Here is a 22,720-nt window from a genome sequence, read left to right as displayed (position 1 = left end):
AGCCTCTAGAAAGGAGACATCCATGTCGTCTCAACACGTAGCTATTGTCGGCGGCTCCTCCGGTATCGGTCTTGCGACTGCCGCCCATCTTCTCGAAAAAGGCTATCGCGTCACGATCACTGGCCGCGATAAGGCGAAACTCCAGGACGCCGCACAAAGCCTGAACGGCGATTTCACTGCCGTCGCCATTGACGCCGCCGACCTTTCGGGCCTTGCGGAAGCCTTTGAGGCAATCGGCCCTCTCGATCATCTCGTCCTGGCATTGGGCGGCGGCAATGGCGCCGGACCTTTCGCCACGGTCGATCTTGCCGACGTCAGGAAAGGTTTCGAGCAGAAGACGATGGCGCATTTCGCCTGTGCCCAGGCCTGCCTACCCTATCTGTCGAAGCAAGGCAGCATCACCTTCGTCTCCGCCGTATCGGCACAGGCGGCGATGCCCGGAACCGCAGGGCTCGGAGCCATCAATGCCGCCATTGCCGCCTTGGCGCCGATTCTCGCCGTCGAGCTCAAGCCGATCCGGGTGAACTGCGTTTCACCGGGAGTTGTCGACACCCCCTGGTGGGACTTCCTGAGCGCAGATCAGAAAGAGCCGACGTTTGCCGGCTTCGCAGCGCGCACACCCGTCGGTCGTGTCGGCCAGCCCAAAGAAATAGCCGAAGCCATCGCCTTCCTGATCGGCAACGGCTTTACGAGCGGCCACACGCTGATTTGTGACGGCGGCATCCGCCTCGGTCAATAATCTCCAGAGCCATCGCCAGCCGGCAGCGGCGATGGCGTCCTCAGCTGTTTTGAACGCCCGCCCGCAAATGCGTGACGATTTCAACCAGATGGATCGAGCTGAGCCGCTGAGGAACCTTCGAAGCGGGGCGCGACTAAAGGGCGGTCGCGCGCCTGGTGGGCTTGATTGCTCACCAAGATCTGCCGCTGCTGCGCAGCGCAAGCATTCGCACCGAACTTGAACGCGGTGCCTATCTGCGGACGAAAGTTGCCAGCGCGGCGATAGAGCTGCGCGGCGCTTTCCTTGGCAATCGTCCAGAAAATTGAAGAGCGATCCACGACGACCGATGGATGTTTACGATCCTGGGTGCCTACAAACGTAGGTGGGCACCGTGTGTCCAGGCCCACGGGCCTAGTCAGGGACAGCTCCCTTTGGATCGAGTATGGCCCCAGGGATTGTGGTTCCTGTCGGGAAGCGCAGACCGCCTGAACTATATAGAGCGAATTGTGCCGCTGCACCAGAGGGCCGCATCGGGCATCCGCAGAAATAACTCAAAGCATATCGCGCAAAAGTGAGCAGCGGTTTTGCGCGACATGCGTAAAATCGAATCTAAAGCGAGAGAAGCGAGGCTGAAAGCTCGCGATGCGCTTTAGACCTGCTCGATGCCCGGCCGCTCCAGGAGCTTCTCGGTGATGCCGTGGATGCGTGTCGTCACCTCGTCGATCACACTGGCGAGCGTTTCCTCCGCGCGGGCATTGGCAGCGAGCGTCGTATCACGATTGCTGGTCAGGGACTCCAGTTCGGCTTCCAGCGCGGAGACCCGTCGCGTCAATTCCGATACCTCGTCCATGATCATGATCCCGGCCATGACAGTCAGCCTGAGATCGCCGATTTCACCGAACTGGCTCTTCAAATGCAGGACATAGCGGTCGAAGCGATTGGCAAGATCCGTCAGATGGTCTTCCTGCCCCTCTTCGCAGGCCATCCGGTAGGCTTTGCCGTCGATCGTTACCGTTACTTGCGCCATTCGACTTTCCGATCACTGCCGCTCCGGCACGGCTGCCTCCCGAGGGATCAGCGGTCCAGCACGGCTCTTATGGTTTCCATCGCCGTAACCAGCCGGCGCGACACTTCACGATTGACTTCTTCGAGCCGGTTCGCCCGGAACTCGGCCTGATCCAATTCCTGGGCAAGGCGCGACCGATCGGCGTGAACCCTGCGGACCTCGCCTTCTATATCGCTCTGCGCCCGTTCCCGCTCGAACCGTCCGTCGACGGCACTCTCCAAAGTCGAAAGCGCCTGGCGTAACTGGGCGAGCGCCGCGTCCACCGTTTTGCCTGAAGGTGTCATACCCTTCGCTTCTCCGCGCAAGGCCCGAATCAAAACATCCGGCCACTTGTCTGATTTCGCAACAATATTCAACTCGGCAACAGCACGTCAATAAAGGCTGTCATGTGGCAGGGCCCCTATTCTGTGGATGAATGCCGCCTTTGCCGTCTGCACAGGCCTTGTCGCATGATTGTCGTCTTTTGTAAAAGTGAACGGGCAAATGTTAAAAAATTGCCGCAAGGGAGTCGGATTGAGCCCTCGATTTGTTGACTTGCTCGCCCTAACTGCTATGTCTCGACCGCCTGAGGCGACGTTGGAAATGGCGTTCGGAAGAGCGCCTCACTTCACCCGCCTTTAACCGATGGCCTCCCTCCCAAGCGTGCGGCCATCCCCCGAACCCGGAACACTGCGGAAAAACCCATGAACTCTCGCGAACAACACGACCGGATGGCAAATGCGATCCGTTTCCTTGCCATGGATGCTGTCGAGAAGGCCAATTCCGGTCACCCCGGTTTGCCGATGGGGATGGCTGATGTCGCCACCGTTCTCTTTAGCAAATATCTGCGCTTCGACCCGAAGAACCCGCTTTGGCCGGATCGTGACCGTTTCGTTCTGTCGGCTGGCCACGGCTCGATGCTGCTTTATTCGGTTCTCTACCTCACCGGCTATCCGGACATGACGGTCGATGAGCTCACACGCTTCCGCCAGCTCGGCTCCAAGACCGCCGGCCATCCGGAATATGGTCACGCCACCGGCATCGAAACCACCACCGGCCCGCTCGGCCAGGGCATTGCCAACGCTGTCGGCATGGCGATCGCCGAGCGCAAGCTGCGCGAAGAGTTCGGCGCCGAGCTTCAGGATCACTACACCTACGCCATGTGCGGCGACGGCTGCCTGATGGAAGGTATCAGCCATGAAGCGATCGCGCTGGCCGGCCACCTCAAGCTCAACAAGCTGATCCTGTTCTGGGACAACAACTCCATCACCATCGACGGCGCCGTCTCGCTTTCGGACTCGACCGACCAGATCATGCGCTTCAAGGCCGTTCACTGGAATACGATCGAGGTCGACGGCCACGACCAGGCCGCCATCAGCGCCGCCATCGAAGCCGCTCACAAGTCCGACCGCCCGACGCTGATCGCCTGCAAGACGATCATCGGCTTCGGCGCTCCGAACAAGCAGGGCACCCACAAGGTCCACGGCTCGCCGCTCGGCGCCGAGGAAATCGCCGCGACCCGCGTTGCGCTCAACTGGCCTTATGAGCCCTTCGTCATTCCGAACGACATCCTCGGCGAATGGCGCGCTGCCGGCGAACGTTCCGTCGGCACCCGCGAAGCCTGGGAGGGCCGCCTCGCTGCCGCCGACCCGGCCAAGAAGGCAGAGTTCACCCGCCGCTTCGATCATAAGCTGCCTGCCGGCTTCGACGCCGCCATCAGCGACTACAAGAAGAAGCTCGCGGAAACCAAGCCGACACTCGCAACCCGAAAGGCATCGGAAGATGCGCTGGAAATCATCAACGGCTTCATTCCGGAAACGCTCGGCGGCTCCGCCGACCTGACGCCGTCGAACAATACCAAGACCAGCCAGATGAAGTCGATCACCCCGACCGATTTCTCCGGCCGCTACATGCACTGGGGTATCCGCGAACACGGCATGGCTGCTGCCATGAACGGCATCGCGCTCCACGGCGGTCTCATCCCCTATAGCGGCGGCTTCCTGATCTTCTCGGATTATTGCCGTCCGCCGCTGCGCCTCGCCGCTCTGATGGGCATCCGCGCCATCCACGTCCTGACGCATGATTCCATCGGCGTCGGCGAAGACGGCCCGACCCACCAGCCGGTCGAGCAGGTCGCCAGCCTGCGTGCTATCCCGAACTTCCAGCTCTTCCGCCCGGCGGACGCAACGGAAACGGCCGAATGCTGGCAAATCGCCATCAAGACGACCAACCGTCCGTCCGGCCTTGCTCTGACCCGTCAGAACCTGCTGGCCGCCCGTACCGAGTACAGCGAGAAGAACCTCTGCGAACTCGGCGCCTACACGCTGGCCGGCAATGCCGATGCCAAGGTGACGATCTTCGCTTCGGGCTCCGAAGTCGAACTCGCCGTTGCCGCCCGCACCGTTCTTGAAGGCAAGGGCGTCTCTACGCGCGTCGTTTCGGTTCCCTGCACCGAGCTCTTCTTCGAGCAGCCGGACGCCTACCGCAAGGAAGTCATCGGCAACTCGCCGGTCAAGGTTGCCGTCGAAGCCGGCGTTCGCGAAGGCTGGGATGCGTTCATTGGACCGGAAGGCGCCTTTATCGGCATGAAGAGCTTTGGCGCTTCGGCTCCATACAAGGACGTCTACAAGCACTTCGGCATCACCACCGAGGCTGTTGTCGCCGCCGCTGAGGCAAAGCTTTCCTGAGGGCGCTGACAAGCGCTCTCAAATCCAATAGATAAACACCCTGAATGAAAGGGAGTGACATTCATGACTGTAAAAGTAGCCATCAACGGCTTTGGCCGCATCGGCCGTAACGTCCTGCGTGCAATCGTCGAATCCGGCCGTACCGACATCGAAGTCGTTGCCATCAACGACCTCGGCCCGGTCGAGACCAATGCTCACCTGCTGCGTTACGATTCCATCCACGGCAGGTTCCCCGCCGAAGTGAAGGTCGAAGGCGACTCGATCATCGTGGGCGGCGGCAAGCCGATCAAGGTCACGGCGATCAAGGACCCCGCAACCCTGCCGCACCGCGATCTCGGCGTCGACATCGCCATGGAATGCACGGGCATCTTCACCGCCCGCGACAAGGCTGCCGCTCACCTGACGGCCGGCGCCAAGCGCGTCATCGTTTCGGCTCCTGCCGACGGTGCCGACCTGACCGTGGTTTTCGGCGTCAACCATGACCAGCTCACCAAGGAGCACCTGGTCATCTCCAACGCATCCTGCACCACGAACTGCCTGGTGCCGGTGGTCAAGGTTCTCGACGACGCCGTCGGCATCGATCACGGCTTCATGACGACGATCCACTCCTACACCGGTGACCAGCCGACGCTCGACACCATGCACAAGGACCTGTACCGCGCCCGCGCCGCAGCCCTGTCCATGATCCCGACCTCGACGGGCGCCGCAAAGGCTGTCGGTCTCGTTCTGCCGCACCTCAAGGGCAAGCTCGACGGCACGTCGATCCGCGTTCCCACGCCGAACGTCTCGGTCGTCGACTTCAAGTTCGTGTCCAAGAAGGCAACGACGGTCGGCGAAATCAACGAAGCCATCAAGGCTGCATCGAACGGCAAGCTGAAGGGCATCCTCGGCTACACCGACGAGCCGCTGGTTTCCCGCGACTTCAACCATGACAGCCACTCGTCGATCTTCGCGACCGACCAGACCAAGGTCATGGAAGGCAACTTCGTGCGCGTCCTGTCCTGGTACGACAACGAGTGGGGCTTCTCCAGCCGCATGTCCGACACGGCCGTTGCCTTCGCAAAGCTGATCTGACCATGGCCTTCCGCCCGCTCCTTCCGACGACAGTCCGCTGGCGTCCCATGGAAGGAGATGGGCTGGAGCACCTCACGATCGCTCCTATCGACAATGCCGGCGCTGCGGTTATCCGCGCCGCCGGCATTATTATTGGTGGCCGCGGCGGCACACCCTATGGCGTCTCTTATCGTATCGATTGCTCCGCCGGCTGGGCCGTTCTTTCCTTCTCGGTCGAAACCACCGACGGACGCCGTCTCGCGCTGGTCTCTGACGGCAAGGGACGTTGGCGTACCGAGGATGGCGTGGCCCTGCCGCAGTTCGATGGCTGCGTCGATATCGATCTTTACGGTTCGCCCTTCACCAACAGCCTGCCGATCCGCCGGCTGGAGATGACACCGCAAGACGGAACCGCCAAGCTCTCCATGCTCTATATACCGTTCGACACCTTCGAGCCGGTGCGCGACGGACAACATTACACCTGCATCGTGCCAGGGAAACTTTATCGCTATGCCGCCGAAGACAGGGATTTCACCGTCGATCTTCCGGTCGACGAAGATGGGCTGGTAATCGATTATCCGATCTATTTCAGGCGCGTCGCCGTCTGAGCGCCCGCTAATGTGCGCTCGTGCATCCTCTTAAAAACATTTCGATTTTTCATCCTCCTGCCCTGCTATGGTCCAGATTTACCAGTAAATTTTGAATCAGGACGTCTTCCAGGCTATTTCACGCCGCTTTGCCGTTCTGGCAAGGCGCATCACACCATGACGATGCAGTCGTCGGAAAGAGTTTCATTGTCTGAACTCTGCTCCGAACGATTTCCGTGTTTGCCAATTTGCCAGGCGCGGCGGCATGATGGACACTGGGGGTTTCCGGCATTCGGGGCTTTAGCCCCAGCAGCGGCGCACGGAAAGGGGAAAAGGTGGAGGCATTTTACATTATCGTGCTGATCAGCACGGTTCTCATACTCATTGCAGCCTTCTCCAGCCTCCTCGCCTTCCGTTTCGGCGCGCCTTTGCTGCTGCTCTTCCTCATGATCGGCCTTGCCGCCGGGACCGACGGGCTCGGCATCGAATTCTCCAACAATTATCTCGCCTATATCCTCGGCTCCCTGGCGCTTGCCATCATTCTTTTCGACTCCGGCTACGGCACGCCGATCCAGGCCTTCAAGCTTGCTGCGGCACCCGCGCTGACCATCGCCTCTGTTGGCGTCATCGTAACCGCCGCATTGTTCGGCCTCGCCGCCACCTGGCTGCTCGGCTTCACCTGGCTGCAGGGCCTGCTGCTGGGCTCCATCGTCGCCTCGACGGATGCGGCCGCCGTCTTCTTCCTTCTGCGCATCGGCGGCATCAATATCCGTGACAAGGTGCGCTCGACGCTGGAAGTCGAATCCGGCACCAACGATCCGATGGCAATCTTCCTGACACTCGCATTGGTCGAGCTCCTGGCAAGCGGCGAAGGCTATGCCGGCATCAACCTCGCCATGCTCGCGACATTTGTCCAGCAGATGGGGCTGGGCGTCATTCTTGGCCTGCTCGGCGGCATGATGATCGTCCTCATCGTCAGCCGCCTGGAGACGGATCGCGGCCTGACGCCCATCTTCGTACTGGCGCTGGCGCTCCTCGTCTTCTCGTTTACCGGTGCCGTCGGCGGCAGCGGCTTCCTGGCCGTTTATGTCGCAGGCATCTATGCCGGCAATCGCAAGCTGCCAGCCTCCGCCTCGATCAAGCGTTTCCAGGATGGCATGACCTGGCTGGCGCAGATCATCATGTTCCTCGTGCTCGGCCTGCTCGCCACCCCATCGGAATTTCCGGCAATCGCCATCCCGGCCGTGGCGCTGGCGCTGTTCCTGATCTTCGTTGCCCGGCCGATCGCCGTGTGGCTGTGCGTGCTGCCCTTCGACTATACGCAGCGGGAAACCGGCTTCGTCGCCTGGGTCGGTCTGCGCGGCGCCGTCTCCATTCTTCTGGCGATCATGCCGATCCTCGGCGGCCTGCAGGCGGGCCAGACCTATTTTAACGTTGCCTTCATCGTCGTGCTGGTGTCGCTGCTCGTACAGGGCTGGACCATCAAACCCATGGCGCGCCGGCTTGGCCTCATCGTTCCCCCGCGCATGGGTGCGATCGACAAGGTCGAAGTCGACCTGCCGGGCACGGTCAACCACGAACTCCTCTCCTATCGCGTCGTGAAGGACAGCCCGGTCCTGCGCGGCGAACGCATTCCGCGTTGGGCGACACCGTCGCTCATCGTTCGCGACGGCAAGTCCATGCGCTATCAATATGCCGGCCGCCTGCGCGAAAACGATATCGTCTATCTTTTCGTCTCTCCCAATTATTCGCGCCTTCTCGACCGCATCTTCGCCAGCCGCGCGCCGGTCGATCCCGAGGATGCCGAATTCTTCGGTGCCTTCTCGATATCGCCGTTGCGCCCCGCCGCCGATCTCGACGCTGCCTATGGACCAGAATTGCTGAGCGAACAGGAGAAGGGGCTGACCATAGCGGAGCTCATGCGCCATCGCCTCGGTGGCAAGGCCGACTATGCGGATCGCGTTCGTCTGGGCGAGATTATCCTCATCGTCCGCGATCTCGACGAGAACGATCATATCCAATCCGTCGGCATGTCGCTCGAGGCGGTGGAACCGCCCGTCATCATGCCGATCTTCATCAATCTCCATGATATTTTGAAGAGCATCCGGGCTTATCTGCAGAAGCGCCGCGAGCGCACGCATGAAGCCGTTTCGGACGAATCAACACCGGGTAAAAACGACGCCTGAATGCCCTGAGCAATCCCTGGAAAAATGCGCGGCGGTTTTCCGTTCGGAATTGTGAAAACCGAAGGAGATAGAACCGTTCGGCAATCCCGGGAAACGCCGAACGGTTCTTGCGTCTCCGATCATCCGTAGTATGGTCGGCGCGCTTTTCGCCACCAACATATCGGATCCTCCCATGGCAGCCTTCAAAACTCTCGACGATCTTACCGACATCTCCGGCAAGCGCGTACTCGTACGCGTTGACCTCAACGTGCCGGTCAAGGATGGCAAGGTCACCGATGCGACCCGCATCGAGCGTGTCGCCCCGACGATTCTCGAACTGTCCGAAAAGGGCGCCAAGGTCATTCTGCTTGCCCATTTTGGCCGCCCGAAGGATGGCCCCTCCCCGGACCTTTCGCTCGGCCTCATCGTGCCGACCGTCGAGGAAGTTCTGGATCATGCCGTTCTCTTTGCCTCTGACTGCATCGGCACCCCAGCTGCCGACGCCGTTGCCAAGATGAACAATGGCGACATCCTGCTGCTGGAAAACACCCGCTTCCACAAGGAAGAGGAAAAGAACGACGCAGCCTTCACCAAGGCGCTCGCCGTCAATGGCGATATCTACGTCAACGACGCTTTCTCGGCCGCGCACCGCGCCCATTCCTCGACCGAGGGCCTCGCCCACCTGCTGCCGGCCTATGCAGGCCGCACGATGCAGGCAGAGCTTGAAGCCCTGGAAAAGGGCCTTGGCAATCCGGTCCGCCCGGTCGTCGCCATCGTCGGCGGCGCCAAGGTTTCCACCAAGATCGACCTTCTGATGAACCTGGTGAAGAAGGTTGATGCGCTTGTCATCGGCGGCGGCATGGCCAACACCTTCCTCGCTGCGCGCGGCACTAATGTCGGCAAATCGCTCTGCGAACACGATCTCGCCGAGACCGCGAAGCAGATCATGATCGAAGCCGCCACGGCCGGCTGCGCGATCGTGCTGCCGGAAGACGGCGTCATCGCTCGCGAATTCAAGGCCGGCGCAGAAAACGAAGTCGTCGCGATCGAAGCGATCCCCGCCGATGCCATGGTACTCGATGTCGGCCCGAAATCGGTCGAAGCGATCAACAACTGGATCGGCCGCGCCACCACGCTCGTCTGGAACGGCCCGCTCGGCGCCTTCGAAATCACGCCTTTCGATGCAGCAACGGTCGCGGCAGCCAAATATGCCGCCGAATGCACCAAGGCCGGCAAGCTGACCTCGGTCGCCGGCGGCGGCGACACGGTTTCGGCGCTGAACCACGCCGGCGTTGCCGATGACTTCACCTATGTCTCGACGGCGGGCGGCGCGTTCCTCGAATGGATGGAAGGTAAGGTCCTTCCCGGCGTCGCTGTTCTGCAGGCCGGCAAGTAAATCAGCCGGCACTTCGAATGAATGAAGAGCCCCGGTCGTGATGCGGCCGGGGCTTTTTGCTTTATGGCAATAACGTCCGACGTTCAGAACAGAGCAAGTTACATATGCCACAATGACAAGATCAGCTTTGCTGTGATATCGGAAAGCAAACCGTGTCAAATGGATGTTACAAAAGCGCGGCACTAGGTCCGATTATAATGAAGGGCCGAATAGAGGGGTTGCCATATGCTGGCCTGGCGCAGTTTTATCGCCGTTCTTGCTGTAGTCCTGGTCGCTCAAACAGATATTGCTCAAGCCCAACAGGTGCGTGCAGCTGTTCCCGTGTTTTCTCCGACTGGACCGGATGCGGAAGCTTACGGTGAGAAACTCGGCTATCCCGTCGGCCTGCCGCTCAGCGAACAACGCAACATGATCGGCAACTTCACCCATGCCGATCAGCTTGCGCCAACGCACACGATCGCCCCCGCCGAGCATCCGTTACAGCTTTTACGCGCCCCGTCCGAGATTTCGGTGAAGTTCACGTTCGGCGCTGAGACCGCCTCCCTGTCGAAATATCTCGATACCAATCCCACCACGGGATTGCTGATTGCTCGCAACGACACGATCCTGTTCGAACATTATCAATACGGCCGCACCGATCACGACCACTTTGTCTCGCAATCCCTGGCAAAGACATTGACCGGCATGATGATCGGGATTGCAATTTCCGAAGGTGCCATCCGTTCGATCGACGATACGGTTGAGACCTATGTGCCGGAGCTGAAAGGCACGGAGATGGGCGTTACGCCGATCCGCGCATTGCTGCACATGGCCTCCGGCATTGCCTTCACGGAAAACTTCGGCAACCCCGACGACAACGTTCACCTCAGCAATTCCCTGCTGGGCCCGGAAAAGCTCGACCCCATCACAGCCATATCCCGCTTCAATAAGCGGGTGGCGCCTCCCGATACGGTCTGGCACTACAGCAATCTCGATACCGAAGGATTGAGCCTCGTCCTGACCCACGCCACCCATATGAGCATGGCGGACTATCTTCAGTCCCGGATATGGCAGCCGATGGGCGCCGAAGCCAGCGCGAACTGGCAGGTCGACAAAACAGGTCAGGAAGTCGGCTACTGCTGCTTCAGCGCGACGCTTCGCGACTATGCCCGCTTCGGCATGCTGCTCGCCCATGACGGAGCCTTGAACGGGCGGCAGATCATCCCGCGTCAATGGCTATTGGATGCGACGGAACCGGTAAAGCAGGGCTCGTTCCTCGCTGTCAATCACGAAACGAACCCCTGGGGCTACGGCTATCAGACCTGGCTGATGCCCGGTCCGCGCCGAACGTTCTTTCTGGACGGACGAGCCGGCCAGCGCATTCTCGTCGATCCGGCAACACATCTGGTCCTGGTGCACACTGCGGTCCGTGCCAAGCCCGGCGATGCAGGCAGTGCGGAGCTTGTCGAGCTCTGGTCCAGCGTGCTCAAGCAGTTTCAGAACAATTGACGCGATCGCCATCGCGTGACCCGGCTTTCAAGTTGATACGCGAAGCCCGGCCTCCAAAGGAGACCGCTGGTGAAGTTGTCACCGGCACAAGTTCCCGCTTCCAGCATCCGCCGAGCAGCGGCTAAATCCTCGCAGATCTGCAAAAGCTCTGGGGCCGCCATGAACACTATCGCCTATGCCACCGTCGATGTCTTCACGTCCGAACGCTTTGTCGGCAATCCGCTGGCGGTCATCCCCGATGCGCGTGGCCTCAGCGGCGACGCCATGCAGAAGGTCGCGGCCGAGTTCGGTTATTCGGAAACGACCTTCGTGCTGCCGCCCGAAAACGCCGAGCACACCGCGCGCGTTCGCATCTTCACGCCGACATCAGAAATTCCCTTCGCTGGCCACCCGAATGTCGGCACCGCCTTCGTTCTCGGTCAGCAGCGGGCGATCTTCGGAAGGCCTACGGGCGACAGACTGATTTTCGAAGAGGATGCCGGCCTTGTGGAAGTGACGTTGTTGCGCAACGATGGCGTGGTCTCGAGCGCAAGCATTCGCGCGCCGGGCCGACTTTCAGTCGGCGAGACGATTGCCGACGAACTCATTGCACGCTGCGTACAGATCGACCCGCAATCGATCCGCCATACGACGCATACTCCGACCTTCGCATCCGTCGGCCTGCCTTTCGCCTTTGCCGAGCTGGACAGCCTGGAAACGCTTGGCAAAGCATGGCCGAATGCCGCCGTTTTTGCCGAAGCAGCTGCGCGACACAAAGAGGACAAGACCGGTTTCTCGCTCTTTCTCTACGTGCGCTCCGCCGAAAATCCATGGGCTATCCGCGCCCGCATGTTTGCGCCGCTCGACAATGTCACGGAAGACCCGGCGACCGGCAGCGCCTCCGCCGCAATTGGCGCCTATCTGACGTCCCTGCTGCCGGCACAGGATGCAGAGGTAAAAATCACCATTGAACAGGGCGTGGAAATGGGAAGACGCAGCGTCATCGGCGTCGACGTCAAAAAATCTGCCGGTACGGTAAATGAAGTCTTGCTGTCCGGCAGCAGCGTCTTCGTCATGCGCGGAGAGATCCGGGTATAGGAAGCGACGCATGCCGGAGCTGAAGCCCCGAAATCGATCTGAAATGCCCTAAAACACCTCGTTGATGACGAGCGCCACCGTCCAGATGGCAAAGGCGAAGAGGGCGATCTTCCAGAAATCAGCCCTGCGCCTCAGGCCCGGCAGCCCCAAAGGCTTGATGATGTGCACCGCCATGGCGAGCAGGAGCAGCACCGCTATGGCTTTTGTCACGCTATTTTTCCCCATTTATGCAAGAGTGAGAGCAGCCGCGACCAAAAACCGCTGCACGCCTTTCGCGATCATGCTCTAATCGTCATACGACGGACATTTTTCCGCGCCAACAGACTGTTTCTACACGCCGATAGCGGCAATCCGGGACACAATCAATAGCGAATACAGGCAGGGCGCGATCCTGTCTTTCGGGCTCCCAAACGGAGCCGCGTGAAGGTGGGGAGCATGAAAAGAAACATATTGCCGGTACTCGCTCTGCTGTTCGGCACGCTGTTCCTGTTTACGGGCAATGGTCTGCACAGCCTGCTGCTGCCTGTGCGCGGCACGGCCGAAGGCTATGCGACGACGACCCTCGGCCTGCTGGGCACGACGTGGGCGACGGGCTTCGTGCTCGGCTGCCTGACGGCGCCGAAACTGGTCCGACGTATCGGCCATGTGCGCGCCTTTTCGGGCTTCATCTCCGTCATCGCCATTATCGCGCTTCTGACCGGCATCATCGTCGACCCAATCTGGTGGGTGGCGCTGCGTGCCGTGACCGGCTTCTGCACGGCCGGCACCTCGATGATCATCGAGAGCTGGCTCAACGAACGCGCCACCAATGAAAGCCGTGGCGCGATCTTCTCGCTCTATATCGGCATCACCCTCATCGGCGCCGTCGCCGGCCAGATGATGGTGCCCTTTGCCGATGTCCATACGCCCATCCTCTTCATGGTGTGCGGCATCTGCTATTGTATCGCCATGCTGCCGACCACGCTGTCGACCGCCGCCTCGCCGCAGCCGCTGAAGGCCGTCAGCCTCGATCTGAAGGCGCTCTACCGCAATTCGCCGGTCGCCTCGATCGGTATCCTGCTTGTCGGCATCGCCAATGGCGCATACGGCACGCTCGGCGCCGTCTTCGGCGCTAAGGCCGGCCTTTCGCAAAGCGATATCGCGCTGATGATGAGTTCGACGATCTTTGCCGGCGCCGTCATGCAGCTGCCGGCCGGCCGCCTGTCCGATCGCATCGACCGCCGCTATGTGCTCGCGGGCATGGCGGCGATCGCAGCCCTCGACGGCCTGCTGCTCTTCCTGTTGAAGCCGGGCAGCCCGGCTTTCCTCATCAGCATGGTCGTCATCTATGGCGCCGTCGCCAACACGCTCTATCCGATCGCCGTCGCCCATGCCAACGACTTCGCTGCGCCCGAGGATTTCGTCAAGGTTTCGGGCGGCCTGCTGCTGCTCTACGGCATCGGCACGATCATCGGCCCGACGTTGAGCGGCCCGGTCATGTCCTCCATCGGCCCCTACTCATTGTTCTTCGTCACGGCCATCGCCCACGTGCTGATTACCTCCTATTCGATCTTCCGCAGCCGCATGCGCGCCGCAAAGCCGGCAGGCGATCGCGATGCCTATACGACCATGCCGTCGGCCAACGCGCAGATGATCACGCCGGAGAGTATGTCGCTCGCGCGGAGCGAGACTTCAAAAAAGGACGATATAACTGTAAATTACGGCACTTGATCCCTCTTGAAGGGAAGGAGGAGCCGAAATGAGCGTATTCGATGATGATCGTCCCAAGCAGCCGTCCGCCCACGAGATCGGCAGCGACCTGTCGTTACTATCGGTCGATGAGCTGAAAAGCCGCGTTGCATTGCTTCAGGGTGAGATCGCCCGGCTGGAAGAGGAAATCGCCACCAAGACCTCCGGCCGCAAGGCGGCGGATAGCCTTTTCCGCTTCTGAGACATCGTTCCAAGGTGCATCGCCGCAGCACAAAATTTGGGCGGCGCTGTCCTGGATCAAGGCATGGTCAACTGAATATTAAGCTTTACGACATATTACTAGGACCATCCAGATTCGCTCTGGACTCAGACAGTTCCTCCACTTGGCGAATTGGTCTGATTTTTCTCCCTGTTTTACCTTGAGAGCCGCTTTTGCGGCTCTTCTTTTTTGTCCTGTATCACGGACCTTGCCGAAACTGTGGAGATTAACCCTTTCTTAAGAATCGCCTTGCGAATTTCAGTTAAAACAACCATCTTAAAGTCATAAAAGCGGATGCCGAAAGCTCTTAGGGACTTGACCGGCCTTTCCTGAACAAAAGTGTTGCGTGAAGCAGGGATTTATTCGATGTCGGAACTTGGATTGAACACGATCAGCTTTGCTGGCCACGCCGCATCGTCGGCGCAGTTCAGGGCGCTCTATTCTGAAGGCATGTCGCTGGTCGAAGAAACTGCCGGCTATCTCGACGGCCAGGGCCGCGCCGCTTCCAAGGTTCTGCCGCGCATGGCCTCCGTACTCTACGCCGCCGAATCTATGCGGCTGACGACCCGTCTTATGCAGATGGCCTCCTGGCTGCTGCTCCAGCGCGCCGTCAACAATGGCGAAATGTCGCGCGATCAGGTGCTGGCCGAAAAGAACAAGGTTCGCCTCGACGGCTTCAACGTCGACCGCACGGCACCCGGCTGGAATGACCTGCCGGAATCCTTCCGCGATCTCGTCGAGCGTTCGCTGCGCCTGCAGAACCGCGTCGCCATCCTCGATCGCGAGATCTATCGTCCTACGGAAGCGGCCATCGTTCCGGACAACCAGAATAGCGTCAAGGCACAGCTGACCCTGCTGCAGACCGCATTCGGCGGCAACTAAGCCCTACCATCGGCTATGAATTCGAACCGGTCGCGCACTGCGCGGCCGGTTTTGTTTTGAGCAGTCATTCATCTCTTCGAAAAGCCGTGCGCGGGGAGTTAAACCGCAAGTAGCAAGCGGGCAAAGCTTGACGATCTCAGCGAAACCTCTGTAAAAAGAGAGTGCCTGCCTCTCTCAAGGGGTGGGCGAGCCGATATCGAATGTGCGTGGAGGACCCAATGCGCCGACTCACTTCTCACGAAAATCAAATCCGAAATTCTGAGAAGATGATGAACCATGCGCACATTGAATCTGGGCATCCTCGCCCATGTAGACGCGGGCAAGACTAGCCTCACGGAGCGACTCCTTTTTGATACCGGCATAATCGACAAGCTCGGCAGCGTCGACGCCGGCAGCACGCAGACAGATAGCCTCGAACTCGAAAGGCAGCGCGGTATCACCATTGCCGCCGCGGTGGTCTCGTTTACCGTCGGTGACGTCACGGTGAACCTCATCGATACGCCGGGACATCCGGACTTCATTGCCGAGATCGAACGGGTGCTGCAGCTGCTCGATGCGGCCGTGGTCGTCATTTCGGCAGTCGAGGGCGTGCAATCGCAGACCCGCGTGCTCGTCAGGGTATTGCGCCGCCTCAGCATCCCTTTCATCTTCTTCATCAACAAGGTCGACCGCCTCGGCGCCCGCTATGATGAGGTGCTTCAGGATATTGCGAGCCAGCTGGCGGTTCGCCCCATTGCGATGTCGATCGTCCATGATGCCGGTAGCAGGCTCGCCACGGTGGAAACCGCCGATCTCGGAAGCGATCCGCATTTCTCGCGCGTCTGCGAAGCCCTTTCGGTCAACGACGAGCTCTTCCTGGAGGATTATGTTCTAGCTCCCGAGCGCCTGACACGGCAGAGGCTGGAGCAAGCCCTTGTCGATCAGGTGAGGAAGTCTCTGATTCATCCGGCATTCGCCGGCGCGGCGACACGGGGCCTCGGCATCCCTACCCTGATTTCGGCGGTCCAGGCTTTGCTGCCCAGCCGTCAGCCGAACCATGACGGTCCGGTTTCCGGGACGATCTTCAAGATCGAACGCGGATGGGGTGGCGAGAAGCTCGCCTATCTCTATCTGGCGTCTGGCACGATCGGCCTTCGCGACGATATCGAAACCACGAACGGCCCGGCAAAGATCAGCAGCCTCCAGCTCTTCCGGGATGGCAAGGCGGAAAAGGTCGCGCAGATCAGCGCCGGACAGATCGCCAAGGTCGGCGGTCTTCCGAACGCCCGTATCGGCGATTGGATCGGCATCGAAAGCCGGCCAGGCACGCTTCGCCACTTTGCGCCGCCCACTTTGGAAACCCGCATCCGCCCGATGCGCCCTTCGGAAAATGCAGCACTCTGGCTAGCTCTGGCGCAACTTGCAGAACAGGATCCGCTCATCAACCTGCGCTCCAACGAGGAAACCGGCGAGATATACGTCTCACTCTATGGCGAAGTGCAGAAGGAGGTCATCCAGGCAACGCTCTCCACGGAATTCGGCTTGGATATAGCTTTCGAGGAAAGCACCGTCATCTATGTCGAAAGGCTGGCTGGAACGGGAAGCGCGGTTGAGCACATATTCAAGGAGCCCAATCCGTTTCTCGCAACAGTCGGCTTGCGCGTCGAGCCGCGACCGGAAGGCGCCGGCAACAACTTTGCCCTGGAAGTAGATGTCGGCCAGATGCCCGCAAGCTTCTACCGGGCAGTCGAGGAAGCCACGTTCGAAACACTCAAGGAAGGTCTTTTCGGCTGGCAGATCATCGACTGCCATGTCGCCATGACGGCGGCTCGACAGACTTCGCCGGCGAGCACGGCGGTGGATTTCCGCAAACTGACGCCATTGGTGCTTGCATCAGCGCTTTCATCGGCACAAACGATCCTCTGCGAACCCATCGAGCATTTTCACGTCGAGATACCGGCAACGGCTTTGGCTGGTGTGCACAGCCTGCTCGCAAAATCCGGCGCCTCGATGAGAAAATCGCTGATCGACGAAGGACTGGCCCGGCTGGAAGGCACGGTGGCATCATCGATGATCCAGACGCTCCAAAGGCAATTGCCGGGATTGTCGGGCGGAGCCGGCGTCCTGGAACACGCCTTCGATCACTATGCGCCACTATCGGGTCCGCACCGTGTACGGGAGCGCGCAGCCGTAAATCCGTTCGACCGTGCCGATTACCTGCGGCGTGTGGGATGAGGAACGAGGCTCCGTATCAACGCAAAAAAGCCCGGCAAAACCGGGCTCTTTTCAAGCGGCAAATCGCAATGCGATTAGATGCCGAGACCGCCGAAGCGCTTGTTGAACTTCGAAACACGGCCGGCACGGTCCATCAGCTGCTGGTTGCCGCCGGTCCAAGCCGGATGGGACTTGGAATCGATTTCGAGGTTCATGACAGCGCCTTCAGAACCCCAGGTCGAGCGGGTTTCATATTCGGTACCGTCGGTCATGACTACCTTGATGGTGTGATAGTCGGGATGAATGTTGGCCTTCATAACAATCTTCCTGTCATGCCAGGGTCCATTTGTCGCAAGGCATTGCGGCAACCGAACCGATTGAATAAATGAAGCCGCAGTCCGTTAAAGGCCACGGCTTCCAATTAAGATGGCGTGCCTATACATGAAGGCAGCGGCGATAACAAGGGGCGAAACGCCGAGTCCCTTGCTGATATGGGGATTGGAGACGACTTGTCAGAAACTGGCCAGGCTGAGGAAAAGAAAACCCGTTCAATCCGTCCCCTCGGACGACTGACGCCATACCTCAGGCGATATCGAGGCATGGTGGCCGGGGCAATCATATCGCTCGTCATCGCTGCCGTTACCTCGCTTGCTTTGCCAGTCGCCGTCCGCCGCATGATCGATCACGGCTTCGATCAAGCCGACCGCGCTCTGATCGACAGTTATTTCGTAGCGATCATGATCATGGCGCTGCTGCTCGCGGCTGCGAGCGCGCTGCGCTATTATTTCGTCATCTCCATCGGCGAGCGCATCGTCGCCGACATGCGCCGCGAAGTCTTCGATCACGTGACGCGGCTGTCGCCCTCCTTCTTCGATGTCAATCAATCGGGCGAGATCGTCTCGCGGCTGACGGCCGATACCACGCAGATCAAGTCCGCAGTCGGCGCCACGGCCTCGGTCGCGCTGCGCAACCTGATCCTCTGTCTTGGCGCCGTGATCATGATGATCGTCACCAGCCCGAAACTCTCCAGCATCGTCCTGATCGCGATCCCGATCATCGTCCTGCCGCTGGTCAGTTTCGGCCGTTCCGTACGCAAGCGCTCGCGGGCCGCGCAGGAGACGCTGGCGCAGGCATCGGCCTATGCCAACGAGACCATCGCGGCCAACCGCACCATCCAGGCCTATAATGGCGAGGACGCAGCGGCGCAGCGCTATGGCAGCGCCGTCGAGGATGCCTATCAGGCGGCGCGAGCGGCGATCAAATCCCGTTCGCTGCTGACGGGCTTCGCCATCGCCATGGTTTTCGGTAGCATCGTCGCGGTTCTCTGGGTCGGTGCGCAGAATGTTCTCGCCGGCACGATGTCGGCCGGCACGCTCGGCCAGTTCCTGCTCTATTCCGTCATCGCCGGCTCCTCGCTCGGCTCGCTGTCGGAAGTCTGGGGCGAGCTCTCCCAGGCCGCAGGTGCTGCCGATCGCCTGGGCGAGCTCCTTGCAGAAGTCTCACCCATTGCCGCCCCGGCCAATCCCCTGCCCTTGCCACAGCCGCCGCAGGGCCGGGTGGAATTTTCCGACGTCCATTTCTCTTACCCGTCACGACCGAACAGATCGGCACTGCACGGGCTCTCCTTCTCCGTGAAGCCGGGGGAGACGGTCGCGATCGTCGGCGCATCGGGTGCCGGCAAGAGCACCATCTTTTCGCTACTGCTGCGCTTCTACGATCCGCAGAAGGGCCGCGTTGCCCTGGATGGTGTCGATGCACGCGACGTGCTGCCGGATGCGCTGCGCGAACGCATCGCCATCGTCCCTCAGGATACGACGATCTTCGCCGCCTCCATCCATGACAATATCGCCTTCGGCCGCCCGGGCGCCTCGCGCGACGAAGTACGCGCCGCCGCGATTGCCGCGCAGGCGGACGAGTTCATTTCGCGCCTCGAAATGGGCTATGATACGCAGGTCGGCGAACGCGGCGTCACCCTTTCCGGCGGCCAGCGCCAACGTGTCGCCATCGCCCGCGCCATCTTGAAGAACGCGCCTATCCTGCTGCTCGATGAAGCGACCTCTGCGCTCGATGCCGAAAGCGAGACCCTTGTTCAGAAGGCGCTGGAGGGCTTGATGGAGGCGCGCACGACCCTCGTCATCGCCCATCGCCTGGCGACCGTGCTCAAGGCCGACCGCATTCTGGTGCTGGATCAGGGCCGCATCGTCGAGGAAGGTACGCACCAGAGCCTGATCCGTCACGGCGGCATCTACGCCAAGCTCGCGCGCCTGCAATTCGATGCCGGCATCGAGGACCACATGCTCGTCGCGAAATAGCGGGCAAGTCGTCTCAAATACAACCTTGTGGAAATAGTTTCAAAGTTGAGCTAGATTTTCAGCGTTATCCCGCGCTGACGCGATTCTAGGAGACGTGCACCATGTATAAATTTGAAGTCTACAAGGACAAGGCCGGCGAGTTTCGCTTCCGCTTCAAGGCCTCGAACGGCGAAACCATGTTCGGTTCGGAAGGCTATAAGGCAAAGGCCTCGGCCCTGCATGCTATCGAATCGATCAAGGCTCACGTTGGCGGCGCCGTCATCGACGACCAGACCACCGCTACCGCATAATTTTCGCGTCACGCACTTGCTGCAAAGCCATTAACGGCCGGCTGCCCTTTGGGCATGCCGGTCGTTTTGATTTTTCTGCGGCGAATTTCAAGAAATCTTTTCGCGAGTGTCGAATTCACTCAGGCCCGCGGCTCATTATCTCGAAGCGGCAGGAAGCCGTTTTGCCAGCGGTGTTGTATATTCCGGCATTCAGCTTTCGGGGTACGCCGTCCGGCCATCGTCAAAACTGCAAATGGGAGACCCATCTCATGCAATATGCTTTGATCATCCGTGAATCAGCCGAGGATTTTGGGCGTCGCGCCGATCCGACCTATAAGAACGGCTGGATCGCCTACACCCAGGCGCTTGTCCAGGCCGGCATCATGACGGGAGGCGCGGGATTGACGGCGCCCGAGACGGCAACGGTTGTCCGTCGCCAGGGCGAGGACCATGAAGTAAAGGACGGTCCCTTCCCTGAAGGTAAGGAGCAGCTTGGCGGCTTCTACCTGATCGATGTGCCGGATCTCGATGCCGCGCTGGAATGGGCGCTGCGCGTCCCGATCTCCCAGCAAGGTTCAGTCGAGATACGGCCGCGATTGCAGATGTAGCCATCATGGAGTTGGATGCCGGACGCGCCGCCGAGCAAACGGCGCGTCAATCCTATGGCAAGCTGATCGCCTTTCTCGCCGCGCGCTTCCGCGACGTGCCGGCGGCCGAGGATGCTTTGTCGGATGCGATCGCGGCAGCGTTGAGCACCTGGCCGGAACGCGGCATTCCCGACAATCCGGAGGCCTGGCTGCTGGTTGCAGCCAAGCGTAACCTCCTTCGCCGCGTCAGGCACGAGAACGTCAGGGCCGGAGCGCGCGACAGGATCATGATGGCCTTCGAAGAAGCGGAGGAACGCATGAATGCCGACAATTCCACCTTTCCGGATGAGCGCCTGAAGCTCCTCTTCGTCTGCGCCCATCCGGCTCTGGATCGCTCGGCTCACACCCCGCTGATGCTGCAATCCGTGCTGGCCGTCGATGCCGCAACCATAGCCAAGGCCTTCCTCGTTTCGCCGCAAGCCATGAGCCAGCGGCTGGTACGGGCAAAAATCAAAATCCGCGACGCACATATTCCCTTCATCGTTCCGGAGCGGTCCGCACTGCCGGACCGATTGGAAAGCGTGCTCTCGGCGATATATGCAGCCTATGGCCTCGGCTGGGACGGTGTCGACGGAGAGATCGGCAAGCAAAGATCTTTAGCGGATGAAGCCATCTGGCTCGGCCGCACGCTGCTTGCGACCATGCCCGAGGAACCGGAGGCGGCAGGCTTGTTGTCGCTGATGCTCTACAGCCAATCCCGTCGTGAAGCGCGGCGCGACGCGAATGGACGATATGTCCCTCTCGACCAGCAGGACATGGCCCTTTGGGACGTCGAAATGATCGCGGAAGCCGACAATCTATTACGAAAGACGGGTGCATTCGAGCGCTTCGGCCCCTTCCAGTGTCAGGCTGCGATCCAGTCCGTGCATGCCGACCGGCGACGCTCGGGCATCACTGACTGGGCAGCTCTGGCCAAGCTTTATCAGGCGCTCGTTATGATGAAACCGACCGTCGGCGCCCGCGTCAGCTATGCCGCGGTGACGGGCAAAGTGGAAGGTCCTGCTGCGGGATTGGCTCTCCTTGACCGGATAGCCGAGCGCGAAATCGTCAACTATCAGCCCTATTGGGCCGTGCGCGCCCACCTGCTGACCGAAGCCGAAGATGAAGAAAACGCCTCCCACGCATACCGCACCGCGATCGGCCTCAGCGACAGCGAAGCCGTGCGGCAATTCCTGCAGGCACGCCTCGATGGCATCGCATCGCCGAAGCGATGATCGATTACTTCTCCGTCAGCTTCAGCTCGATGCGGCGGTTGGTGGCGCGAGCATCCGGCGTATCGCCCGGTGCGATCGGCTGGAATTCGCCGAAGCCGGCAGCGACGAGCCTGTCGGCGGGCACACCCTGCGAGATCAGGAACTTGACGACCGCGATGGCGCGCGCCGACGACAGAGCCCAGTTGTCCGGGTAACGGCCATTGCCCGAAAGCGGCACATTGTCGGTGTGGCCATCGACGCGCAGTACCCAATTGATCTCGGGCGGAATTTCCTTGGAAAGATCGATGAGAGCTGTGGCAAGCTTGGTCATCTCCGCCTGGCCCGCCGGATTGAGATCGGCAGCGCCGGACGGGAAAAGCACCTCGGACTGGAACACGAAGCGGTCACCGACGATGCGGATATTATCCCGATCCGAAAGGATCTCGCGCAAGCGGCCGAAGAAGTCGGAACGATAGCGGTTCAGTTCCTGTACGCGCTGTGCCAGCGCCACGTTCAGCCGCCGGCCGAGATCGGCAATCTTCACCTGCGATGACTGATCTTTGGCTTCTGATGCCTGAAGGGCAGCTTCGATAGCGGCGATCTGGTTGCGCAGGGCGGCAATCTGCTGATTGAGGAGATCGACCTGGCTCATCGCCCGTGCGCTCACCTGCTTCTGATCGTCAAGCTCCTGCGAAAGCGATCCAGCCCGCTTTTCCGCAGCCTGGCTGCTGCCGGAGCCTGCTGCGAGAAGGTCTTGCAGCCGCGAGCGCTCAGTCTCCGCCGAGGATAGCGATGCCTGAAGATTGGCGACAGCATCCTCCAGATCCTGTTTGCCGCTTTTTTCCAGTGCCAGCTGCTGCACCAGATCGTTGATGCGGCTGTTGAGGCGATTGAGCACTTCGTCACGCCCGGAAATTTCGCGGCTGAGGATGAATTGGCCAACGACGAATACCGTCAGCAGGAACATGATCGCCATGAGCAGCGTGGACAGCGCATCGACGAAACCGGGCCAATAGTCGACGCTTCTCTGGTGGCGTCGGTTGCGGGCGAGCGCCATGGC

At 60.4% G+C, this 22,720-nt stretch carries 22 protein-coding genes and 1 other RNA gene; 17 read left to right on the top strand and 6 right to left on the bottom strand.

The features are described 5' to 3' along the window. The first annotated feature begins 22 nt into the window (after nt 1-22). Entirely contained in the window at nt 23-739 is a 717-nt protein-coding gene (locus FHT85_RS22910; protein ID WP_112335077.1) for an SDR family oxidoreductase, read from the top strand. Between the two features lie 155 nt (nt 740-894). Then, the gene (locus tag FHT85_RS22905; protein ID WP_162701009.1) at nt 895-1,044 is read left to right on the top strand and encodes a hypothetical protein; all 150 of its coding nucleotides are present in this window, start codon (nt 895-897) and stop codon (nt 1,042-1,044) included. A 1-nt stretch (nt 1,045) separates the two neighbouring features. On the opposite strand, the gene ssrS is transcribed toward FHT85_RS22905, so the two are convergent. The 3 genes from ssrS to FHT85_RS22890 all read right to left on the bottom strand — a co-directional run bounded on the left by ssrS (nt 1,046) and on the right by FHT85_RS22890 (nt 2,068). Continuing rightward, nucleotides 1,046-1,204: non-coding RNA, 6S RNA (ssrS, locus tag FHT85_RS22900), on the bottom strand. A 163-nt stretch (nt 1,205-1,367) separates the two neighbouring features. Next, nucleotides 1,368-1,745, bottom strand: a complete 378-nt coding sequence (locus tag FHT85_RS22895; RefSeq protein WP_015341017.1) for a cell division protein ZapA — start codon at nt 1,743-1,745, stop codon at nt 1,368-1,370. Between the two features lie 47 nt (nt 1,746-1,792). Next, entirely contained in the window at nt 1,793-2,068 is a 276-nt protein-coding gene (locus FHT85_RS22890) for a DUF4164 domain-containing protein (protein ID WP_015341018.1), read from the bottom strand. A 399-nt stretch (nt 2,069-2,467) separates the two neighbouring features. Here FHT85_RS22890 and tkt point away from each other — a divergent pair, with 399 nt between their 5' ends. The 7 genes from tkt to FHT85_RS22855 all read left to right on the top strand — a co-directional run bounded on the left by tkt (nt 2,468) and on the right by FHT85_RS22855 (nt 12,216). Beyond that, nucleotides 2,468-4,450, top strand: coding sequence for a transketolase (gene tkt, locus FHT85_RS22885; RefSeq protein WP_112335079.1), 1,983 nt, complete (start codon nt 2,468-2,470; stop codon nt 4,448-4,450). A 63-nt stretch (nt 4,451-4,513) separates the two neighbouring features. Beyond that, nucleotides 4,514-5,524: a type I glyceraldehyde-3-phosphate dehydrogenase gene (gene gap / locus FHT85_RS22880; protein ID WP_041677653.1), complete on the top strand. Its 1,011-nt coding sequence runs from the start codon at nt 4,514-4,516 to the stop codon at nt 5,522-5,524. A 2-nt stretch (nt 5,525-5,526) separates the two neighbouring features. Further along, complete coding sequence (locus FHT85_RS22875; protein WP_112410008.1) at nt 5,527-6,111, top strand: putative glycolipid-binding domain-containing protein; 585 nt, start codon at nt 5,527-5,529, stop codon at nt 6,109-6,111. A 314-nt stretch (nt 6,112-6,425) separates the two neighbouring features. After that, nucleotides 6,426-8,276 (top strand): potassium/proton antiporter, encoded by a 1,851-nt coding sequence (locus tag FHT85_RS22870; RefSeq protein ID WP_112410009.1) that lies wholly within the window; start codon nt 6,426-6,428, stop codon nt 8,274-8,276. 118 nt (nt 8,277-8,394) lie between these two features. Next, on the top strand, nt 8,395-9,651 hold the full coding sequence (locus tag FHT85_RS22865; RefSeq protein WP_409527348.1) for a phosphoglycerate kinase: 1,257 nt from the start codon (nt 8,395-8,397) through the stop codon (nt 9,649-9,651). A 321-nt stretch (nt 9,652-9,972) separates the two neighbouring features. Beyond that, nucleotides 9,973-11,139, top strand: a complete 1,167-nt coding sequence (locus tag FHT85_RS22860; RefSeq protein ID WP_312861355.1) for a serine hydrolase — start codon at nt 9,973-9,975, stop codon at nt 11,137-11,139. Between the two features lie 159 nt (nt 11,140-11,298). Then, nucleotides 11,299-12,216, top strand: coding sequence for a PhzF family phenazine biosynthesis protein (locus FHT85_RS22855; RefSeq protein WP_112335084.1), 918 nt, complete (start codon nt 11,299-11,301; stop codon nt 12,214-12,216). A gap of 48 nt (nt 12,217-12,264) precedes the next feature. Here FHT85_RS22855 and FHT85_RS22850 read toward each other — a convergent pair whose 3' ends face one another. After that, complete coding sequence (locus tag FHT85_RS22850) at nt 12,265-12,426, bottom strand: hypothetical protein (RefSeq protein ID WP_015341025.1); 162 nt, start codon at nt 12,424-12,426, stop codon at nt 12,265-12,267. A 225-nt stretch (nt 12,427-12,651) separates the two neighbouring features. Between FHT85_RS22850 and FHT85_RS22845 the strand changes: the two genes are divergently transcribed. The 4 genes from FHT85_RS22845 (at nt 12,652) to FHT85_RS22830 (ending at nt 17,260) form a co-directional block, all read left to right on the top strand. Then, nucleotides 12,652-13,926 carry an MFS transporter gene (locus tag FHT85_RS22845; RefSeq protein ID WP_112335085.1) on the top strand — a complete coding sequence of 425 codons (1,275 nt, stop codon included), beginning with the start codon at nt 12,652-12,654 and terminating at the stop codon, nt 13,924-13,926. Between the two features lie 28 nt (nt 13,927-13,954). Continuing rightward, nucleotides 13,955-14,146: a DUF1192 domain-containing protein gene (locus FHT85_RS22840; RefSeq protein ID WP_112335086.1), complete on the top strand. Its 192-nt coding sequence runs from the start codon at nt 13,955-13,957 to the stop codon at nt 14,144-14,146. A 384-nt stretch (nt 14,147-14,530) separates the two neighbouring features. Continuing rightward, nucleotides 14,531-15,046, top strand: a complete 516-nt coding sequence (locus tag FHT85_RS22835; protein ID WP_069611865.1) for a DUF1465 family protein — start codon at nt 14,531-14,533, stop codon at nt 15,044-15,046. 276 nt (nt 15,047-15,322) lie between these two features. Continuing rightward, on the top strand, nt 15,323-17,260 hold the full coding sequence (locus tag FHT85_RS22830) for an elongation factor G (protein ID WP_112410012.1): 1,938 nt from the start codon (nt 15,323-15,325) through the stop codon (nt 17,258-17,260). Nucleotides 17,261-17,334: 74 nt separating this feature from the next. Here the strand turns inward: FHT85_RS22830 and rpmE are convergent, their stop codons facing one another. After that, nucleotides 17,335-17,556 carry a 50S ribosomal protein L31 gene (gene rpmE / locus FHT85_RS22825; RefSeq protein ID WP_015341030.1) on the bottom strand — a complete coding sequence of 74 codons (222 nt, stop codon included), beginning with the start codon at nt 17,554-17,556 and terminating at the stop codon, nt 17,335-17,337. 174 nt (nt 17,557-17,730) lie between these two features. Between rpmE and FHT85_RS22820 the strand changes: the two genes are divergently transcribed. The 4 genes from FHT85_RS22820 to FHT85_RS22805 all read left to right on the top strand — a co-directional run bounded on the left by FHT85_RS22820 (nt 17,731) and on the right by FHT85_RS22805 (nt 21,681). Next, nucleotides 17,731-19,551 (top strand): ABC transporter transmembrane domain-containing protein, encoded by a 1,821-nt coding sequence (locus tag FHT85_RS22820; RefSeq protein WP_409527347.1) that lies wholly within the window; start codon nt 17,731-17,733, stop codon nt 19,549-19,551. Between the two features lie 101 nt (nt 19,552-19,652). Next, nucleotides 19,653-19,841, top strand: coding sequence for a YegP family protein (locus FHT85_RS22815; protein ID WP_015341032.1), 189 nt, complete (start codon nt 19,653-19,655; stop codon nt 19,839-19,841). Between the two features lie 248 nt (nt 19,842-20,089). Beyond that, nucleotides 20,090-20,428, top strand: coding sequence for a YciI family protein (locus FHT85_RS22810; RefSeq protein ID WP_112335089.1), 339 nt, complete (start codon nt 20,090-20,092; stop codon nt 20,426-20,428). A 5-nt stretch (nt 20,429-20,433) separates the two neighbouring features. Then, a complete protein-coding gene (locus tag FHT85_RS22805; protein WP_112335090.1) occupies nt 20,434-21,681 on the top strand; it encodes an RNA polymerase sigma factor in 1,248 nt (415 codons plus the stop codon). A gap of 4 nt (nt 21,682-21,685) precedes the next feature. Here FHT85_RS22805 and FHT85_RS22800 read toward each other — a convergent pair whose 3' ends face one another. Then, the gene (locus FHT85_RS22800; protein WP_112335091.1) at nt 21,686-22,717 is read right to left on the bottom strand and encodes a peptidoglycan -binding protein; all 1,032 of its coding nucleotides are present in this window, start codon (nt 22,715-22,717) and stop codon (nt 21,686-21,688) included. Between the last annotated feature and the right edge of the window lie 3 nt (nt 22,718-22,720).

The organism is Rhizobium sp. BK312 (assembly GCF_014193605.1).
Taxonomy (GTDB): Bacteria; Pseudomonadota; Alphaproteobacteria; order Rhizobiales; family Rhizobiaceae; genus Rhizobium.
This window is presented reverse-complemented; position numbering and strand designations above follow the sequence as displayed.

What these genes read in the sequence shown, in the direction of transcription:
- FHT85_RS22910 (WP_112335077.1), top strand. Translation starts at nt 23, where the DNA reads ATGTCGTCTCAACACGTAGCTATTGTCGGCGGCTCCTCCGGTATCGGT.
- FHT85_RS22895 (WP_015341017.1), bottom strand. Translation starts at nt 1,745, where the DNA reads ATGGCGCAAGTAACGGTAACGATCGACGGCAAAGCCTACCGGATGGCC.
- FHT85_RS22890 (WP_015341018.1), bottom strand. Translation starts at nt 2,068, where the DNA reads ATGACACCTTCAGGCAAAACGGTGGACGCGGCGCTCGCCCAGTTACGC.
- tkt (WP_112335079.1), top strand. Translation starts at nt 2,468, where the DNA reads ATGAACTCTCGCGAACAACACGACCGGATGGCAAATGCGATCCGTTTC.
- gap (WP_041677653.1), top strand. Translation starts at nt 4,514, where the DNA reads ATGACTGTAAAAGTAGCCATCAACGGCTTTGGCCGCATCGGCCGTAAC.
- FHT85_RS22875 (WP_112410008.1), top strand. Translation starts at nt 5,527, where the DNA reads ATGGCCTTCCGCCCGCTCCTTCCGACGACAGTCCGCTGGCGTCCCATG.
- FHT85_RS22855 (WP_112335084.1), top strand. Translation starts at nt 11,299, where the DNA reads ATGAACACTATCGCCTATGCCACCGTCGATGTCTTCACGTCCGAACGC.
- FHT85_RS22845 (WP_112335085.1), top strand. Translation starts at nt 12,652, where the DNA reads ATGAAAAGAAACATATTGCCGGTACTCGCTCTGCTGTTCGGCACGCTG.
- FHT85_RS22840 (WP_112335086.1), top strand. Translation starts at nt 13,955, where the DNA reads ATGAGCGTATTCGATGATGATCGTCCCAAGCAGCCGTCCGCCCACGAG.
- FHT85_RS22835 (WP_069611865.1), top strand. Translation starts at nt 14,531, where the DNA reads ATGTCGGAACTTGGATTGAACACGATCAGCTTTGCTGGCCACGCCGCA.
- FHT85_RS22830 (WP_112410012.1), top strand. Translation starts at nt 15,323, where the DNA reads ATGCGCACATTGAATCTGGGCATCCTCGCCCATGTAGACGCGGGCAAG.
- rpmE (WP_015341030.1), bottom strand. Translation starts at nt 17,556, where the DNA reads ATGAAGGCCAACATTCATCCCGACTATCACACCATCAAGGTAGTCATG.
- FHT85_RS22820 (WP_409527347.1), top strand. Translation starts at nt 17,731, where the DNA reads ATGGGGATTGGAGACGACTTGTCAGAAACTGGCCAGGCTGAGGAAAAG.
- FHT85_RS22815 (WP_015341032.1), top strand. Translation starts at nt 19,653, where the DNA reads ATGTATAAATTTGAAGTCTACAAGGACAAGGCCGGCGAGTTTCGCTTC.
- FHT85_RS22810 (WP_112335089.1), top strand. Translation starts at nt 20,090, where the DNA reads ATGCAATATGCTTTGATCATCCGTGAATCAGCCGAGGATTTTGGGCGT.
- FHT85_RS22805 (WP_112335090.1), top strand. Translation starts at nt 20,434, where the DNA reads ATGGAGTTGGATGCCGGACGCGCCGCCGAGCAAACGGCGCGTCAATCC.
- FHT85_RS22800 (WP_112335091.1), bottom strand. Translation starts at nt 22,717, where the DNA reads ATGGCGCTCGCCCGCAACCGACGCCACCAGAGAAGCGTCGACTATTGG.